Here is a 17,730-nt window from a genome sequence, read left to right on the forward strand (position 1 = left end):
CTGTTAGCTTCCCGGTTGCGGTTCCGGGGAAAGGTCCCCGCCGCCGTCACCAGGGTTATCCTTGCGGGCACCGCCGGTGCTTGGCACCGTGGAGCGACGTCCGCCACCCGCATCCTTGCCGCCACCGGAAGAATGGCCCGGACGGTCAATTTCCTCGCCGCGCAACAGCGCGTCGATTTCCTTGCCCGACAGGGTTTCGTATTCCAGAAGACCTTTGGCAAGTTTGTGCAGGTCATCAAGATGTTCGGTCAGCACACGCTTGGCGAATTCGTAAGCCTCGTCGGAATAGCGACGGACTTCTTCGTCAATCAGCTGCGCTGTCTTTTCCGAAACGTTTTTATGCTGGGCAACGCTGTGACCAAGGAACACTTCTTCCTGGTTGTCGACATATTTGACGTTACCAAGTTTGTCGGAGAAGCCCCACTCGGTCACCATCTTGCGCGCATATTGCGTCACCATGTTGATGTCCGAGGATGCACCCGTGGTGACCTTGTCCTTGCCAAAGATGATTTCCTCGGCAACGCGGCCACCCATGGCAACCGCAAGGTCGGAAATCAGCTGTTCGTAGGACTTGGACACCTGATCACGTTCCGGCAGACGCATCACCATACCCAGTGCGCGACCGCGCGGGATGATGGTGGCCTTGTGGATCGGATCGGATGCAGGCGTATGGAGAGCAACGAGTGCGTGGCCACCTTCGTGATAGGCGGTCAGTTTTTTCTCGTCATCTGTCATGATCATGGAGCGACGTTCAGCCCCCATCATGACCTTGTCCTTGGCATTTTCGAAGTCAGCCATGGTGACAACACGCTTGCCAAGACGGGCGGCCAGAAGGGCTGCCTCGTTAACAAGGTTTGCCAGATCCGCGCCCGAGAAGCCCGGGGTACCACGTGCAACGGTACGCAGATCAACATCCGGCCCCAGCGGAACCTTGCGGGCATGCACACCAAGAATGTGTTCACGGCCTTCCAGATCCGGGTTCGGCACAACGACCTGACGGTCAAAACGACCAGGACGCAGCAATGCCGGATCGAGAACGTCCGGACGGTTGGTTGCCGCCACAAGGATCACACCTTCGTTGGCTTCGAAACCATCCATCTCGACCAGAAGCTGGTTGAGCGTTTGTTCGCGTTCATCGTTACCGCCGCCAAGACCGGCACCACGATGGCGGCCAACGGCGTCGATTTCATCGATGAAGATGATGCAAGGTGCGTTTTTCTTGCCCTGTTCGAACATGTCACGCACACGCGATGCACCGACACCAACGAACATTTCAACGAAGTCAGAACCCGAGATGGTGAAGAACGGAACGTTTGCTTCGCCAGCAATTGCACGTGCCAGAAGCGTTTTACCGGTACCCGGAGGACCGACAAGCAGCATGCCTTTGGGGATTTTACCACCAAGGCGCTGGAACTTCTGCGGATCGCGCAGGAAGTCGACGACTTCTTCGAGTTCGTTTTTGGCTTCTTCAATACCGGCAACATCTTCGAAGGTCACACGGCCGGATTTCTCGGTCAGCATCTTGGCCTTGGACTTGCCAAAGCCCATGGCCTTGCCGCCGCCACCTTGCATCTGGCGCATGAAGAAGATCCAGACACCGATGATCAGCAGCATCGGGAACCAGCTGATCAAAGCGCTCATCAATGGTGAGAGGCTTTCTTCAGGCTGTGCGATAATGCGCACGCCCTTGTCATTCAGCTTTTCAACGAGGTTCGGATAATCCGGGGTGTAAACATTAACAGAGCGACCGTCGCGCGTTTCTGCAGTCAGGTTGTTGCCCTGGATGGTGACTTCGGAAATCTGACCTGAATCCACTTCGGCCAGGAAGTCCGAAAATGCCAGCGACGACTGACCGGACCGTCCGGAGGGCGACTGAAACAGGTTAAACAGCGCCACCAAAAGGATGGCGATAATAACCCACAGTGCGAGATTTTTTCCCATATTCATTCCAAGCTACTGGTCGCAATTTATGTGTGCCGTGACGCAAAACTTCCTGCGCAGGGTCTGACAAACAAATAGTCATAAGCCCTGCTTACGCAAGTAGGTTGTCTGGTTTCGGTGACGATTTGAAACCACTTTCCCATAAAGGTACTTGCGGCGCAAACAGCCAACTGCCACCGGGCGCAATCAGGCCCCTGCCCAGGGGCCGTCCACATCCGGCGGCGGATAGTACGTCGGAAAGCTCCGAAACCTCAAGCCCACCAACAGATAACAAGCCTTCTTTATCGTAGAGTGCAGGCATGGATGCAAGGGCTGCGCGCGGTAAATTACCAATAAATGGTGCAATTTCACACAATGCTGCACGAAAAGACTTCGTGTGAAACACATCACAAAGACCAAGCGGCCCGATCCAAAGCGTGATTTGTTCCGAAAGACAGGCATCATCTGCGTGCCATTCGAAGCGATTATCAAAGCGCACAACCCCTGATGTGGGCAGCGATTCTGTATCAAGCGTAATCGGATCCTGCCCCATCCGACCGAATTCGCGATAGACACAAACCCCGCCTTTACGGCCGTGCAAAACGCAGCCCCCTAAACTGATGCGGGCAGATGTATCGGCGGCAAGTCGATCAATCGCGCTGCGAAGTTTTTCCATCGCGGGCATATAGGCCCCGCCACCCACCGTGCGGACAACCTGCCCCAGCGCATGCATTGCGGCATCCGCATCAACGTCGGGGGCGAAGAACACCTTCGGGTCCAGGATCGCAACACCGTTGGAATGCAGGATGACAGCAGCGGCCAAAAGACGACCGATGTGCTTTTCAAGGGCGAGACGGTTTGCCGTCTCTTGCTTCCCGTCAAGGACCGGGGGCACCTCGGTTTCGAGTGCCTTGCGGATACGGACGCGCTCGAATTTTTCATCCCTGTTTGACGGGTCTTCGATCCATCCCTGCCCACGTGCCATCAGGGTCGCAACCAGATCGTTCTTGCGCATGCCCAGAAGCGGTCGCAGCAACCGTCCATGGCGCAGATACCGGCGCGCAGACATGCCCGCCTGCCCAAGTCCTGTCGCGCCGCGATCGCGGCGCATGACAATGGTTTCGTCTTGATCGTCGGCGTGATGGGCAACCAGAAGATGGAAAATGCCCGTATCATACATCAGGTCATCAAAAATCTGATAGCGAGCCTGCCGCGCCTTTTCCTGCACGGCCCCTGTCGGCTTCGCGCCCTGCCAGACTTTGGTGATGTGCTTGATGCCATATCGGGCGAGTTCGCCTGCGACCCAGCGCGCCTCGTCAGAGGCCTCCTTACGCAGGCCGTGATCCACGGTAACCGCAATCGCGTGACCACCACGCGCCTGAGACCAATCATGGGCCAACAGGGCCAGTGCCATGCTATCTGCCCCGCCCGAAACCCCGACAAGAAGTTTGGGGGCGGTTTCAAACGGCGCGAAACCCATCATCAGTTTATCAAAGACAACGGCGTCCAGCGGAATTCCACCAGACGCCGTATCCTGATCATATGATGACGTGACGTTGCCGATCATCGGTCTGAATTACTGCGGGCAACCACGGTTTTTGCGTTCCTGTCGGGCGCGATCCAGAACGACATTCGATGCGTTCGGGAAGTTGTCGAGCAGGTGGCCAAACGCCGTGCAGGCATCTTCGTTCTTGCCAAGATTGGCCAGTGACATGCCAAGCTTCAGAAGGTTATCCGGTGCCTTGGTGCTGTCGGGATAGGTCTGGAAGCCTTCGGTAAAGGCAATGGCAGCATTTTCATACTGACCGCGCACATAATAGGTTTCGCCCAGCCAGTATTGCGCATTGCCCGCCAGCGGATCGTTGGGATGATTGCTGACAAAGTTTCCCAGCGCCTGTTCGGCGGCCTCGAAATCCTGTTTGCGCAGAAGGCCAAAGGCTTCGCGATATTGTTCTTCGGGCGTGCCAGTGGTTGCCGCAGCACTCTGGGTCGGGGCCGTAGTGTTGGACGCGGCAGCCGTGCCACTTGGAATTTGTGGCGGCTGGCCTTCGTTTTCGATCACACCAAACAGCTGAGTGCCACGATCATTAAGGGGCTCGCCGGTACCGGCACCACCCTGCGCGGCATTTGGCGCGGCAGCTGTGCCCTGCGCGGCAGCACCATCGGCATTCGCGCCACTGGTTGAGACAGCACCGCCTTCAAGTTGGCTGAGACGGAAATCAATATCGGCCACCAGACGTTCAAGACGGTCTTCCATCTTGCGAATGCGGAAATCGAACTGTTCAAGTTGTCCGGTCAGTTGGCTGGTGGTGCGCTCAAGGTCGCTGATCTGGACCTGCTGGCGCGCGGCCGCCGGGGTTGAGGCGCCACCACCTGATGATGCAGCAGCCTGGGCAGCATCACCTGTGCCTTCGCGGTAAACATAGCGCTGCAAAAGATCGAGATCCTTGCGCAGCTGTTCGACCTGACGCGACATGTTGGCGTCTTGCGCATGAACCGGCTGGGACCCGAGTGATGTCATGCCAAACACGGTTCCAATGGCCAGGGCCATCAGGACGTTTCGGCTTTTTGGCCGACTTTTTGGCGAAATGGCGGATCGAACGCGGATCATGTGCGGGTCCTTTGTCGTCAATTCAGTCTCTGAAAGTCCACTATGAAAACTCATGTCATGAGTTTCAAACATTTTCAGGCGGCAAAAATAAGGCGCCTGCCCCGAGCGGGACAGGCGCCTTGATCGTCAAGTCAGGCTTTCACCTGCACGCGCTTAACGGATAACCGATACAGCGCGGCGGTTTTTCGCCCAGCTTTCTTCGTCATGGCCAAGAGCAACCGGGCGCTCTTTGCCGTAAGAAATGGTTTCAACGCGCGACGGGTCGATGCCCAGAGCGATGAGGTAATCTTTGACCGAGTTTGCGCGGCGTTCGCCGAGTGCAAGGTTGTATTCACGGGTGCCGCGCTCGTCGGCATGACCTTCAACAACAACTTTGTACTGCGGATATTTTTTCAGCCAAGCGGCCTGCAGTTCCAGGGTGCGACGTGCTTCACCGGCAAGATCGTATTTGTCAAAACCAAAGAAGACGCGGTCACCAACGTTGACAGCGAACCACTCTGGGCTGTTTTCAGCCAGAGACGTCGAAGAAGACGCGCTGGAAGAAGTACTTGCACCGTCGCCACCAGTGGTCGCCGTGCTATCAGGTGCAGTTTCACACGCAGCCAGAAGAGCGGCAGCAGCAAAAACGCTGAGAATACGAAGTTTCATTTAAGTTTTCCCCTTAACACCGGACGCATTCGCCCGAGGTTGGTGTTTTCCATGTCTCGCGACACCGAAAATGCCCGCGATTAAAGCGAATCGCATTCAGTGCTTCGCGATGACTATACTCTTGAGATTTCAGGGAATCAAGGGTGACCATGCCGGGTCCGACCCATCCGCCGGTGTAACGATCTCTCGCTCGTTATAACCGGTAAGATCAATCGAATACAAACGATAGCGATCCTTGGTCCCGTCCCTGGACGGGTGCTGGCGGTAGTACATCAAAACTCGACCGTTCGGCGCCCATGTGGGTCCCTCTACGAGATACCCTTCGGCCAGCAGCCTTTCTCCACTGCCGTCTGGCCGCATGACGCCGATATAATAACGACCTCCCTCAGATTTGGTGAATGCAATCAGGTCACCGCGCGGCGACCAGACCGGCGTGGCATAGCGACCACCGCCGAAACTGATACGCTGTGCACCGCCACCATCGGCATTCATCACATAAAGTTGTTGTGCCCCACTGCGGTCGGAGTTGAACGCAATGCGCGACCCGTCAGGCGAATAGGAAGGCGAAGTATCCACGGCTGGATGACGCGTCAGCTGACGTTTTTCACGCGTACGCAGGTCGAGACCGTAAATTTCACTGTTCCCGTCGAGCGCTTGTGACATCACAACCGAGTTCCCGTCTGGCGCGAATCGGGGCGCAAAGGTCATCCCCGGAAAATCACCCAGCAATTCCAACTCGCCACTATCAATATCCAGAACATAGACGCGTGGCTTGTCGTTGAAATACGACATGTAAACCACTTCCTGTGCGGTCGGCGAGAAGCGCGGGTTCAGCACAAGGAACCGGCCATCGGACAGGAATCGGTGATTGGCACCATCCTGATCCATAATAGCCAGACGTTTGGTCCGGTTATCGGCCGGACCACTTTCAGAAACATAGACAACGCGCGTATCGAAATAACCGGTTTCACCGGTGATACGCTTATAAATCTCATCAGCGATCTTGTGGGCAATCCGACGCCAGTTGTTGGGCTGCGTACGGTACGCAACACCCGACATCTGGGTTTCAGCCAGCACATCCCACAGGCGGAATTCAACACGCAGCAGGCCATTTGGTTCAGTCACCACGCGACCATTGACCAACGCCTGTGCGTTGATCGCGCGCCATTCCGCGAAGTTGGGGTTCACCGCCAGGGACGCCGCACTCTGAATGAATGCCTTTTCATCAATCGGTGAAAACAGCCCTGATCGCTCAAGATCAGCAGCGATCACCTGGGTTACGTTCTGACCGATTTCAGTTTCGGCAACGCCTTCGCCCGGAAAGCGGGTGACGGCAATTGGCATCGGTTTCAATTCACCCCGGGTAATATCAATCCGGAGTTCCGCCTTTGCTGGCGACATGAACCCGACATTCAGGCCAGCGACAACGGCAAGGGCGCACAGTGCCGCAACACCGCCTTTTGCCCAAAATCGTTTTTTTGCGTTGGTCTTGATCGTCATCCTGCCTCGCTATTTTCCACGCGTGTTCAAGAACTTGTAAGTTAAAGGCCCAGCATTTCACGCATGTCAAAATTGAACGTGAATGTGCGCCACATTTCGTATTTATCCAGCGGCAGTTTTAGAGGACTGCATTGCGGATTTAGCACTGCTCGAAGGGCACTTTCCGCAATCGTACGGCGGGAAGTATCGCCCTGAATTTCGTTCAGGTTGCTGATCCGCGCCTGCCGAACGGTGCCGTCCGGGTTGGCGCTGACATGAATTTCAACCGCAAAGCTGCCAGCTTCCTTCGCCCCTGCCGGCGGGCTCCAGCATTTTTCGATCTGGCGTTTTACGGCATCAAGCTCGCTCATGGTCAGATTGGCATCAAGCCGGGTTGCGACAACCTCGCTGGCATTTTCCTGCGGTGCTTCGTCAGGTTGCGGTTCCGGCGTTGCCTCTGCGGTTTCCTTGAGCTTGCTGACATCCTTGAGAACACTCATCAGATCGCGTTTTTTCGGCTCTTCCTTTTTCGGTTCCGGCTTTTTGACCGGTTCCGGTTTGGGTGGCGTCGGCTTGCTTGCCGGTTTTACAGCCGCAAGTTCGGTTGGCTGCGGTTCCGGCTCGGGCTCTTTTTTGACCTCGGGCGTTGGAACCGGTTCTGGCTTGGGCGCAGGTTCTGGCTTCGGCTCTGGCACGGGTTCCGGTTTTGGTTCGGGTTTCGGCTCTGGCTTGGGCTCCGGTTTAGGCTGCGGCTTCGGCTCAGGTTTTGGCTCCGGCTTCGGTTCCGGCTTAGGTTCGGGTTTCGGTGCTGGTTTTGGCTCTTCTTTCGGTTCTGGCTTGGGCAGCGCCTTGGTCGGGGCGGCAGAGAATTCATCCACCGTCACGACTTCAACCGAAATGGACTGCAAATCCAGCGGTGTTTCATCGAACAAATCGGGCAAGCCAAGCCACGCCACAAGAAACAGCGCAGCATGCAAACCAAGCGATATGAGAGCGTAACGCAGCATAATTCGATTACGAACCCTTTGCGGGCAATTCGGCGATCAGGGCGACTTTGGTAAAGCCGGCATCCTTGATCAGCCCCATCACTTGCATCACACGGCCATAATCAATTGCCTTGTCGCCGCGCACGAAAATACGTGTATCGGCCTTGTTGTCGGTAATCGCCGCCAGTTTTTCCGTCAGCGTATCCTGGGCAATTTCACTATCCATGATGTAGATCGTGCCTTCGGCAGACACCGACACCACAAGAGGTTCGTCCTGACCGGTCATCGGGGCCGCACTGGTTTCGGGCAGATCGACCTCGACACCGACTGTCATCAGCGGGGCTGCGACCATAAAGATCACGAGCAGCACCAGCATAACGTCGACCATCGGGGTGACGTTGATGTCACTCATTGCGGCCCGCCGGTTACCCCGGCGACCGCGACGGCGTCCTCCGCCAGATCGGGATGCGAGTTGTGCGCCCATGATCAGTCTCTCGTGTCGTCAAGTTGGCGCGAAAGGATCGAGGAGAACTCGTCCACGAAGGCTTCAAGGCGGTTGCTGTAGCGGTTCAGATCACTGGAAATCTTGTTATAGGCAACCACGGCCGGAATGGCGGCAACAAGGCCCATCGCGGTTGCAAAAAGCGCTTCCGCAATACCCGGTGCGACGACCGCAAGCGAAGTATTCTTGGATGCGGCAATCGACTGGAACGACACCATGATGCCCCAGACAGTCCCGAACAGACCAACGAACGGCGCGGTTGAACCAACCGATGCCAGGAAGGTCATATACCGTTCGACGCGATCCATTTCGCGACCAAGGGTGATTTCCATGGATTTCTCAAGGCGCTGCTGAAGGCGGGCCCGCATGGTATCGCCATGGACACCCTTTGCGTTCGAACGGCGCCATTCGCGCATGGCCGATACAAAAATAGCCGACATCGGATCGCGCGGTTGATCGGCAATGCGATCATAGAGGTCCTCAAGTGATCCGCCCGACCAGAAGGCTTCTTCGAAAGTGTGTGCCTGAGCGCGCAGTTTGCGCAGCCGCAGGATTTTTTCGATGACAATCGCCCATACCCAGACAGAAGCCAGCAAAAGCCCGATCATCACTGTTTTGACGACCAGCCCAGCCTGCATGAATAGCCCCCACAGAGACATGTCATGCGCCATGACCGACTGCCCCAGCGTTACCGCGTCGACCACTTGATTTTCCATATTCCCGTCAGTCCTTGTTCACATCAAGACATCGATTAAATACTGTTCTTAGTTCATCGGGCAGACGTTGTGCCCGAAGTTCTTCCAACGACATGCAAGCGAGATATATCTCGATCACCACCAAGTCTTCGCCATCACGCATAACCTTTTGTTCAAAACCAAGCGATGCGCCCCCAAGCTTTATCATCCGGGTTTCGACCGTAAGACAGTCTTCCAAAAGTGCTGGACGTCGAAAGTCGAGCGTACAGTGTCGAACGGCTATGGCAACTTTGTGGCGTTCTGCAATTATTCGATTGGTAAAGCCCAACAGGTTAAGCATCGCTGAACGTGCCCGTTCGGCGAACGCCAAATAGTTCGCGTGATAGACGACGCCGCCTGCATCGGTATCTTCGTAATAGACAATAAGCGGATAGATATGCCGCTTGCCTTCGAAGCGGCCCACAAGGGCGTCATGATCATTTTGAGACATCAGGAATCGTCCCCCGTCTGTCCGTCAAACAGATCGGAAAGCGGCATACCGCCAGCTTCGCGTGGCGGGGTCAGACCAAGGTGCTTAAAGCCCTTAACGCCAAGCATACGGCCACGCGGGGTGCGTTGGATCAGGCCTTGCTGCAGCAAATAGGGCTCGATCACGTCTTCGATGGTATCGCGTTCTTCAGAAAGGGCTGCTGCCAGCGTATCGACACCGACCGGGCCACCGCCATAGTTGCTGGCAATACAATTAAGGTATCGTCTGTCCTGACTATCCAGACCAAGGTTGTCGACCTCCAGCCGCGTCAGGGCTGCGTCTGCAATAAATTTATCAACCGGCGATTTTTCTGCGACAGCAGCGAAATCGCGAACACGGCGGAGCAAGCGACCGGCAATACGCGGGGTCCCGCGTGAGCGACGGGCAATTTCCATTGCCCCTTCTTCGGTCATGTCGAAATTCAAAAGCCGTGCACCACGTGCAACGATGCTGACCAGTTCTTCAGGCTCATAGAACCGCAGACGCAGCGGAATACCGAAACGATCCCGCAGCGGCGTGGTCAGAAGGCCCGAACGTGTTGTGGCCCCCACAAGCGTAAAGGGCGGCAGGTCAATACGTACGGAACGCGCAGCCGGTCCTTCGCCAATGATCAAATCAAGCTGGAAGTCTTCCATCGCCGGATAGAGGATTTCCTCGACCGCCGGGTTGAGGCGATGGATTTCATCAATAAACAGAACGTCACGCGGCTGCAGGTTGGTCAGAAGGGCCGCAAGATCACCGGCCTTGGCAATCACCGGACCGGATGTCGCGCGAAAGCCGACACCAAGTTCACTGGCAACGATTTGCGAAAGCGTGGTTTTCCCCAAGCCCGGGGGCCCAAAGAACAGGACATGGTCCATGGCTTCTTCACGCGCACTGGCGGCCTTGATGAAGACATCAAGGTTCTCACGGACTTCTTTCTGACCGGTAAAATCATCAAGCCGACGGGGACGCAGCGATCCATCCTGATGGTCTTCTTCGCGACGCTCACCACTGAGCAGGCGGTCTTCTTCTTCGCTCACGCGCTAAGCTCCTTCAGTCCCAGACGGATCAGGGTATCAATCGATTTGTCGTCGCCTGCCTGCTGGGCGGCCTTGCCCACCGCACCAAAGGCCTCTGAGCGGCCATAACCAAGATTAACCAGTGCTGAAACCGCGTCTGCCAAAACGACACTATCATCCACAACGGGGGCACTCGCAGCTGTGTCGGTGCTCACATCCTTGGCGGGTTTGGTCGATTTCCTGGATTTTGCAGCAGGTTTTTCAGGTTCTTCAGCCGGGCTTGCCGGCGCTGCGGGGGCTGCCACCGGACCAAGGTTGAGTTTCGCGGCCTTGTCTTTGAGTTCGCCCACAATGCGGGTTGCGACCTTGGGACCGATTCCCGGTGCGCGGCAAAGTGCCGTGGTATCCTGGGCTGCCAGGGCACGCAAAAGATCGGTCGGGGTCAGAACAGACAACAACGCCAGCGCCACTTTCGCCCCGACACCCTGAACGGTGGTGAGCAGCGCAAACCATTGCTTTTCGGCGTTATCGGCAAAGCCATAGAGATGAATGTGATCTTCACGGACATGGGTTTCGATCATCAGGCCAGCGTCCCCGCCCTTGGGCGGCAGCATGGAAAGAGTGCGGCGCGATGCAAAGACCAGATAGCCGACACCGTTCACATCAAGGATGACGCTGTCTTCGCCGATGAAATCCACAACTCCGCGCAGTTTGGCGATCACCTGTATTTTCTCCCGTTTCGTGTTGGGTTCGCTGCCATGCTTTTGGCCAGCGACCGATTTCCGGCATGTTGTGCGTGGCAGATGGCGACCGCAAGGGCGTCTGCGGCATCCGGCCCAGCAATGTCACATCCCGGCAGCAGGGTTGAAACCATCATTTCGACCTGCTGCTTGGCAGCATGACCGGCCCCTACCACAGTCTTTTTGACGGCATTGGGTGTATATTCCGTTACCGGGATGCCATTGCGCGCAGGTGCAAGCAGTGCCACGCCACGTGCCTGCCCCAGTTTCAACGTGGAAACCGGGTTTTTGTTCACAAAGGTTTCCTCGACCGCGGCTTCGTCCGGTGTCCAGACCTTGATGACTTCGATCAGGCCGGTATGAAGCTGATCAAGCCGTTCGGCAAGGGTCAGTGATTGTGTTGACGTCACCACACCATTGGCAACATGGCGCATACGGTTATTGTCGAGGTCAATGACGCCCCAACCGGTTCTTTGTAGACCGGGATCAATCCCGAGCACTCTGACCACTACATCCCCCAAAGAAAACCGGGTTCAAGATACAAAACACCCGCCATTCAAAAGCGAAAGGCGGGTGTTGGCAAATGTTAATTAGTTGTCGAGGCCAGCGACGATTTCGTCGGTCCAGTTGACGTTGGTCCAGACGTTCTGAACGTCGTCGTTATCTTCGAGCACATCAACAAGCTTCATGATGCTTTGTGCCTGATCAACCGTAATGTCAGCTTCGGTGGTGGCACGGAATACCATTTTGGCGCTTTCCGGGTCGCCGAACTTTTCGGTCAGGGCTTCGCGTACGGTGTTGAGGTCTTCGATTTCGGTATCGATGATGTGGTTTTCATCATCAGATTCCGCATTGGCCGCACCGGCTTCGAGGGCTGCTTCGAAGATTTCATCGGCATCAGCCTTGTCTGCCGGATAGACGATTTCGCCCAGACGGTTGAACATGAAACCGACCGAACCGGTTTCACCAAGGTTGCCGCCGTGTTTGGTGAAGGCTGCGCGGACTTCGGATGCCGTACGGTTCCGGTTGTCGGTCAGGGCTTCGACAATGACTGCGACACCCGCAGTGCCATAGCCCTCGTAACGGACTTCTTCGTAGTTGTCGCCCTCGCCGGCACCGGTCGCCTTCTTGATGGCGCGGTCGATGTTGTCCTTGGGCATGTTCTGCGCACGAGCAGCAGAGATTGCGGCGCGCAGACGCGGGTTGCTGTCGATATCGTCGCTGATTTTCGCCGCAACGGTGATTTCGCGCGCGAGCTTGGTGAAGATCTTGGCGCGCTTTTTATCCTGCGCACCTTTGCGGTGCATAATGTTCTTAAATTGGGAATGGCCGGCCATAACCTAAAACCTGTCGTCATTGAATTCGAAGTGGAACGGTATCGGGTGACACCATGCCGGTCATACGGGCGTTCCCTGACAGACCAGCCCGTCCGGGCATATGCAGGGTGAGCATTCACTTCTGCGACATACGCGAACGAAAATTTCGACCGCTCCTATATCCTGTTTACCCTGCAAGGTCCAGCCATGCTTGGCAGGAAGCGCAAAAATCGGCGGAAATAGCGCGATTGCAAGAGAACAATTCAGTTCTCGTTTTCGAATCCTATCCGGGGATAGTCACATCCTATACGCGGATAGGTCTTGCAGAGCTGATGATATTCTTTCATTAATATTTCCTAGAGTAGATATTAAACTAAAGAAGAATACTCTCAGGGGTCCAAACTGACGCCACCCAAACAGGAATTCACATGATCCTGTGGCGCCAGAAACAACCCGGCTGGACGAAGAAGCCATACGGGAACAGCAAGGAAACAAAGGTTAGATAGAATGGGAACTAAATTTGGGGTCCAAAGCAAACTATTGATTTCGTTTGCTGTGGTAGGCTTGATGGCAGTGATTTCGGCAATCGTCGGCGCTGTGTCCTTCAACCAGTTCGGAAACGCGCTTCGCACGATTACCGAAGAAAAGCTTCCTCCGATTGCTGCGGCACAGGCTCTTGCCACCGGCAGCGCTGAAATTGTCGCAATCGCCCCGCGCATTGTGGCTGCGGCCAATCCGGAAGAAGAGACCGCGATCAATGACGAGCTTGCAGTTCGTCTTGATGAACTCTCCGGGCACATCGCAGAGATCGAGGCAACCGGCTTCATGCCTGCTGTGATCGCGAGCATCAATGACAACCGCTTGCTGCTCGAGGACAACCTCAAACAGCTGCATGATGTTACGCAGGAACGTTTCCAGATCAGCAATGAAAAGGCTGACAAGCTGAGCGAGTTCCAGAATCTGGCGAAGCGTTACGGCGACACACTGAAGCCGGTTCTGTCCTATACCCAGAATGACATCGCGCAGGGCAGCGAATACGCGGCTTCATTCAGTGATGACCCGTCAAAGAAATTCAGCGCGGACAAGGAAGAGATCATCGAGACCTTCCAGAAGTTCGCAACCGCGATTGAAACCCGTACCCCGGTCCTTGATATCGAACGTGCAGGTGCGACCGCATCAAACATGATCATCGCCAGCACGACGGAAACCCAGGCCGTACGCCTGTCGATCATTCCGGTGCGTATTCGCGGGACCTATTCTGACGCACTGAGCAAGCTCGATACCCTCGACAATGAACGCCTGAAGGCCTTTTACGTCGATCTGATCGACAAGATGCAGAAGCTTTCGGTTGGCGATGGCAGCCTGCCCGACCTGCGCAAACGCGAACTTGAGGCGACCGAGAAAAGCCAGGCACTGGTTGTGCAGAGTGGCGAATATGCCAACGCGATGCGCAACAGCGTTTCGGAACTGGTTGCTGGCCTGAATGCCGAAGTTGATCAGGCCGCTGCGCAAGCGTCCGTCGTCGAAAAACAAAGCCTGACCGCCCTCACCGTCGTTGCGGCGATTGGTGTTGTGATTTCGCTTCTGATTTATGTCCTGTATGTCCGTGGCAACGTTCTGCGCCGTCTTGGTCTGTTGCAGAAAACCATGGTTCAACTTGCCGATGGCAATCTTGAAGTTGCGGTTCCGGCCAAGGGCAATGACGAAATCAGTGCCATGGGCCGTGCGGTTGAAGTCTTCAAGAAGAATGCCCTTAAAGTTCAGGACATGCAGGCCGAAGAAGAGCGGCTCAACCATGAACGCAATGAAGCGCTTCGTGATGAACTTCTTGCTCTGGCCGATACACTTCAGAACGAAGTTGAAAGTGCCGTGAATGAAATCGCAGCACTTGGCGATCAGCTTCAGGGTGTTTCGGGTCAGATGACGTCGAGCGCGGAACTGGTTTCCGGGCAGACCGAAGACGTCGCAAGTTCTGCACAGGAAGCCACCGGCAATGTTGAAACGGTTGCAGCTGCGACCGAACAGCTGTCGGCATCGAATGCGGAAATCAACCGCCAGATGGCGGAATCGACCCGCATTTCCAGCGAAGCATCCAGCCGTGCACAGGAAACCAACGAACTGGTTCACAGCCTGTCGCAGTCTGCAGACCGCATTGGCGAAGTGATCGCGTTGATCACCGACATTGCCGAACAGACCAACCTGCTTGCCCTTAACGCGACCATCGAGGCCGCACGTGCCGGTGACGCCGGCAAGGGCTTTGCGGTTGTGGCCGCCGAGGTCAAAAACCTTGCCAACCAGACTGAAAAAGCCACCGAGGAAATTTCAGGTCAGATTTCCGGCATTCAGAAAGCCACTGGTGAGTCTGTCAACGCAATCGGCGACATTGGCCGCATCATTGAAAACATCAATGAAATTGCGACCACCATCTCGGCTGCGGTTGAGGAACAGGGTGCAGCAACCGATGAGATCACGCGCAACGTGCGTGGTGCGGCAGATCGTACCCGTTCGGTGTCCTCGTCGATTACCGAAGTTGCCAATGAAACCAGCAAGACCGGCGAACTTTCCGGTCAGGTTCTGGCAACCGCGCAGGATGCGTCGGAGAAGGTTGAGAACCTGCGTTCGCGGATCAACGGCATCCTCGATGATCTGCGTAAACAGGCGCATGACCGCGCAGCTTCCTGATACGCACACAAACATGATGACAAAAGGCCCGCCATCGGCGGGCCTTTTTTGTTGGAATGAGATATTGAAAAGCTCGGCTGGCAGCCCGAAATATTGCTCACACGCAATTACAAATGACCACAATTCAACGCCTGAATATATACAGGCGTACAGGTTGGCCGGAAAACCCATGATCGCGGCGTGGTTACTATGTTATAGCTGACCCCAACGATAATAAATCAGGCCCCACTTTTTTTCCCGTAAACCTGTTCGGGGCAGGTAGCGGGCATCCCCAAAATGTGGCTTGGCAGGGAACGAACGTTCGAACGACGTACATACATGCGTCGGCACGAAGCTGTGTTGACGCTTGTCTCTTTGGTCTATGGGGTATCTTGAATATGGCTTTAAGTATCAAGCGCGGCAACAAGCCGTCATCGTCGAAAAAGAAAAACACAAAAAAGACGAACAAAGCTGGACTTGGCGTGCGTGAGAAGTTGGCAGGCGCCTTCTTTCTCGTCGGTCTGATCGCGATCCTGGCTGCGGCAGTATCGGTTTTCTCCTTTACGAAATTCGGCAACCAGCTTGACAAGATCGCCTACGAGCAACTGCCGCCAATGTTCGCAGCTCAGCAGCTCGCAACCACCAGTGCCAAAATTGTCGCCTCGGCACCGCGGATTATCGCGGCTTCCACCGTTGACGAAGAACAGGCGGTCAAGGCCGACCTTGATGTGATGCTGGCGACGCTTGAAGAAAACCTTTCGGTTCTGAGCCAGTCGGGCCTGCCGGAAGAAACACTTGCCGTCATCGAAACCAATGGGCACAGCCTTGCCGAAGCCCTGCAGGAACTTCATGAAACCACGATTGAACGTTTTGAAGTCGCGGGCGAACTGTCGGACTCAATTTCCAAGTTCCAGCAGCTGACCGGCAAATACAACTCGATGATCCAGCCGATCCTGTCGGCATCCCAGACCAACATCACCGCCGTGACCAGTCAGGTCCATGACCTGCGTCAGGCGGGTGCCTTCATGACCCAGGAACAGGAAGACTCGATCAAGGGCTTGCTGTTCAAACTTGATGAATTGATGGCCGCCCAGGCGCCGATCACGCGACTGGCCAACAATGGCGCGGAAATCAGCAACACTGTTCTTTCGGCTGCTTCGTCGAATGACCGCATGCAGCTTCGCATCATGGGGGTTCAGGTGCGTGGTGCTGTTGGTGTTGTTGCCAACACGATTGCCGAGCTTGAAAACGAGAAACTCAAGAAGTTCTACGAAGGCCTTCTTGGCGATATCAAGAAACTGTCGATGGGACGCAAAAGCATATCGTCACTGCGCAGCAAGGAACTGAAACTTGCTGACGAACAGATCGACATTGTGGAAGACAGCGCCGAATTTGCCGCCGCCATGGAAGACGGCGTGAACGCGCTTGTTGGCGACCTTCAGTCGGGCGTCGACAAATCGGCTGACGCTGCAAGCACCCTGACCCAGCAGAGCTCGGTCGTGATGTATGCGGTTGGTGCCGCCGCGATCGTGATCCCGCTTTTGATCTATCTGATCTATGTGCGGGGCAACCTGTTGCGTCGTCTGGCTGGTCTGCAGAAATCGATGATCTCGCTTGCAGACGGTGACCTTGACGCATCGGTTCCGTCCGCTGGCAGTGACGAGATTTCTGCCATGGGCCGGGCTGTTGATGTGTTCAAGGCAAATGCGATCAAGGTCCGCGACATGCAGGCCGAGGAAGAGCGCCTTAATCGTGAACGTAACGAAGCGCTGCGCGATGAGTTGCTGTCGCTTGCGGACAACCTTCAAGGTGAGGTCGAAAGTGCCGTCGGCGAGATCGCGGCCCTTGCAGAACAGTTGCAAGGTGTTTCCGGTCAGATGACGGACAGTGCCGAACTGGTATCAGGGCAGAGCGACGAAGTGTCGAAATCTGCTGATGAGGCCACCGGCAATGTGGAAACCGTTGCTTCGGCGACCGAGCAGCTTTCAAGCTCGAATGCGGAAATCAACCGTCAGATGGCGGAGACCACCCGTATTTCGAACGAAGCGGCGAAACGCGCACAGCACACCAACGATCTGGTCAACAGCCTGTCACAGTCGGCCAGCCGCATTGGTGAGGTGATTGCCCTTATCACGGACATTGCCGAGCAGACCAACCTTCTGGCACTTAACGCCACCATTGAGGCCGCGCGTGCCGGGGATGCTGGCAAGGGCTTTGCCGTTGTCGCAGCCGAGGTCAAAAACCTTGCTAACCAGACTGAAAAGGCCACCGAGGAAATCTCGGGCCAGATCACCGGCATTCAGAAGGCCACCGGTGAATCTGTCACCGCCATTGGCGAGATCGGCTCGATCATTGACAGCCTCAATGAGATCGCGACGACCATTTCGGCAGCTGTCGAACAGCAAGGTGCCGCAACCGACGAGATCACGCGCAACGTGCGTGGTGCAGCAGACCGCACCCGTGCGGTGTCCGCATCAATCGCCGAGGTTGCCAACGAGACCGGCCGTACCGGCCAACTGTCTGGTGAGGTCCTGACCACGTCACGTTCTGCATCGGAAAAAGTCAGCGAAATGCGCACCCGCATTTCCAGCATTCTCGATGACCTGCGCCAACAGGCCCGCGATCGCGCGGCCTGATCGGAA

General features: G+C 55.8%; 15 protein-coding genes. 2 read left to right on the top strand and 13 right to left on the bottom strand.

All coding sequences use genetic code 11. The features are described from left to right. Positions 1 to 3: 3 nt before the first annotated feature. From ftsH to HED22_RS09775, 13 genes are all read right to left on the bottom strand, one after another. Positions 4 to 1,947 carry an ATP-dependent zinc metalloprotease FtsH gene (gene ftsH / locus HED22_RS09715; protein WP_167721611.1) on the bottom strand — a complete coding sequence of 648 codons (1,944 nt, stop codon included), beginning with the start codon at positions 1,945 to 1,947 and terminating at the stop codon, positions 4 to 6. An 85-nt stretch (positions 1,948 to 2,032) separates the two neighbouring features. After that, positions 2,033 to 3,487 carry a tRNA lysidine(34) synthetase TilS gene (gene tilS / locus HED22_RS09720; protein ID WP_167721613.1) on the bottom strand — a complete coding sequence of 485 codons (1,455 nt, stop codon included), beginning with the start codon at positions 3,485 to 3,487 and terminating at the stop codon, positions 2,033 to 2,035. A gap of 9 nt (positions 3,488 to 3,496) precedes the next feature. Beyond that, positions 3,497 to 4,471 carry a tol-pal system protein YbgF gene (ybgF, locus tag HED22_RS09725; protein ID WP_254869919.1) on the bottom strand — a complete coding sequence of 325 codons (975 nt, stop codon included), beginning with the start codon at positions 4,469 to 4,471 and terminating at the stop codon, positions 3,497 to 3,499. Positions 4,472 to 4,684: 213 nt separating this feature from the next. Then, positions 4,685 to 5,179, bottom strand: coding sequence for a peptidoglycan-associated lipoprotein Pal (gene pal, locus HED22_RS09730; RefSeq protein WP_167721617.1), 495 nt, complete (start codon positions 5,177 to 5,179; stop codon positions 4,685 to 4,687). A gap of 129 nt (positions 5,180 to 5,308) precedes the next feature. Then, positions 5,309 to 6,679, bottom strand: a complete 1,371-nt coding sequence (gene tolB, locus HED22_RS09735; protein ID WP_167721620.1) for a Tol-Pal system beta propeller repeat protein TolB — start codon at positions 6,677 to 6,679, stop codon at positions 5,309 to 5,311. A 41-nt stretch (positions 6,680 to 6,720) separates the two neighbouring features. Then, the gene (locus HED22_RS09740) at positions 6,721 to 7,665 is read right to left on the bottom strand and encodes an energy transducer TonB (protein ID WP_167721622.1); all 945 of its coding nucleotides are present in this window, start codon (positions 7,663 to 7,665) and stop codon (positions 6,721 to 6,723) included. Positions 7,666 to 7,672: 7 nt separating this feature from the next. Further along, entirely contained in the window at positions 7,673 to 8,128 is a 456-nt protein-coding gene (tolR, locus tag HED22_RS09745; RefSeq protein ID WP_044828577.1) for a protein TolR, read from the bottom strand. Between the two features lie 2 nt (positions 8,129 to 8,130). Then, complete coding sequence (gene tolQ, locus HED22_RS09750) at positions 8,131 to 8,862, bottom strand: protein TolQ (RefSeq protein ID WP_167721624.1); 732 nt, start codon at positions 8,860 to 8,862, stop codon at positions 8,131 to 8,133. A 7-nt stretch (positions 8,863 to 8,869) separates the two neighbouring features. Beyond that, on the bottom strand, positions 8,870 to 9,331 hold the full coding sequence (locus HED22_RS09755; protein WP_167721626.1) for a YbgC/FadM family acyl-CoA thioesterase: 462 nt from the start codon (positions 9,329 to 9,331) through the stop codon (positions 8,870 to 8,872). Continuing rightward, a complete protein-coding gene (gene ruvB, locus HED22_RS09760; protein WP_167721628.1) occupies positions 9,331 to 10,392 on the bottom strand; it encodes a Holliday junction branch migration DNA helicase RuvB in 1,062 nt (353 codons plus the stop codon). Before ruvB ends, HED22_RS09755 begins: the two co-directional genes overlap by 1 nt. Next, a complete protein-coding gene (ruvA, locus tag HED22_RS09765; protein WP_167721630.1) occupies positions 10,389 to 11,093 on the bottom strand; it encodes a Holliday junction branch migration protein RuvA in 705 nt (234 codons plus the stop codon). Before ruvA ends, ruvB begins: the two co-directional genes overlap by 4 nt. Continuing rightward, positions 11,090 to 11,620, bottom strand: coding sequence for a crossover junction endodeoxyribonuclease RuvC (gene ruvC, locus HED22_RS09770; RefSeq protein WP_167721632.1), 531 nt, complete (start codon positions 11,618 to 11,620; stop codon positions 11,090 to 11,092). Before ruvC ends, ruvA begins: the two co-directional genes overlap by 4 nt. Positions 11,621 to 11,701: 81 nt before the next feature. Continuing rightward, the gene (locus HED22_RS09775) at positions 11,702 to 12,448 is read right to left on the bottom strand and encodes a YebC/PmpR family DNA-binding transcriptional regulator (protein WP_167721634.1); all 747 of its coding nucleotides are present in this window, start codon (positions 12,446 to 12,448) and stop codon (positions 11,702 to 11,704) included. 486 nt (positions 12,449 to 12,934) lie between these two features. Between HED22_RS09775 and HED22_RS09780 the strand changes: the two genes are divergently transcribed. Then, positions 12,935 to 15,109, top strand: a complete 2,175-nt coding sequence (locus HED22_RS09780; protein WP_167721636.1) for a methyl-accepting chemotaxis protein — start codon at positions 12,935 to 12,937, stop codon at positions 15,107 to 15,109. Positions 15,110 to 15,486: 377 nt separating this feature from the next. Continuing rightward, the gene (locus tag HED22_RS09785; protein ID WP_167721638.1) at positions 15,487 to 17,724 is read left to right on the top strand and encodes a methyl-accepting chemotaxis protein; all 2,238 of its coding nucleotides are present in this window, start codon (positions 15,487 to 15,489) and stop codon (positions 17,722 to 17,724) included. Positions 17,725 to 17,730: the final 6 nt, after the last annotated feature.

Source organism: Thalassospira sp. HF15 (assembly GCF_011806525.1).
Taxonomy (GTDB): domain Bacteria; phylum Pseudomonadota; class Alphaproteobacteria; order Rhodospirillales; family Thalassospiraceae; genus Thalassospira.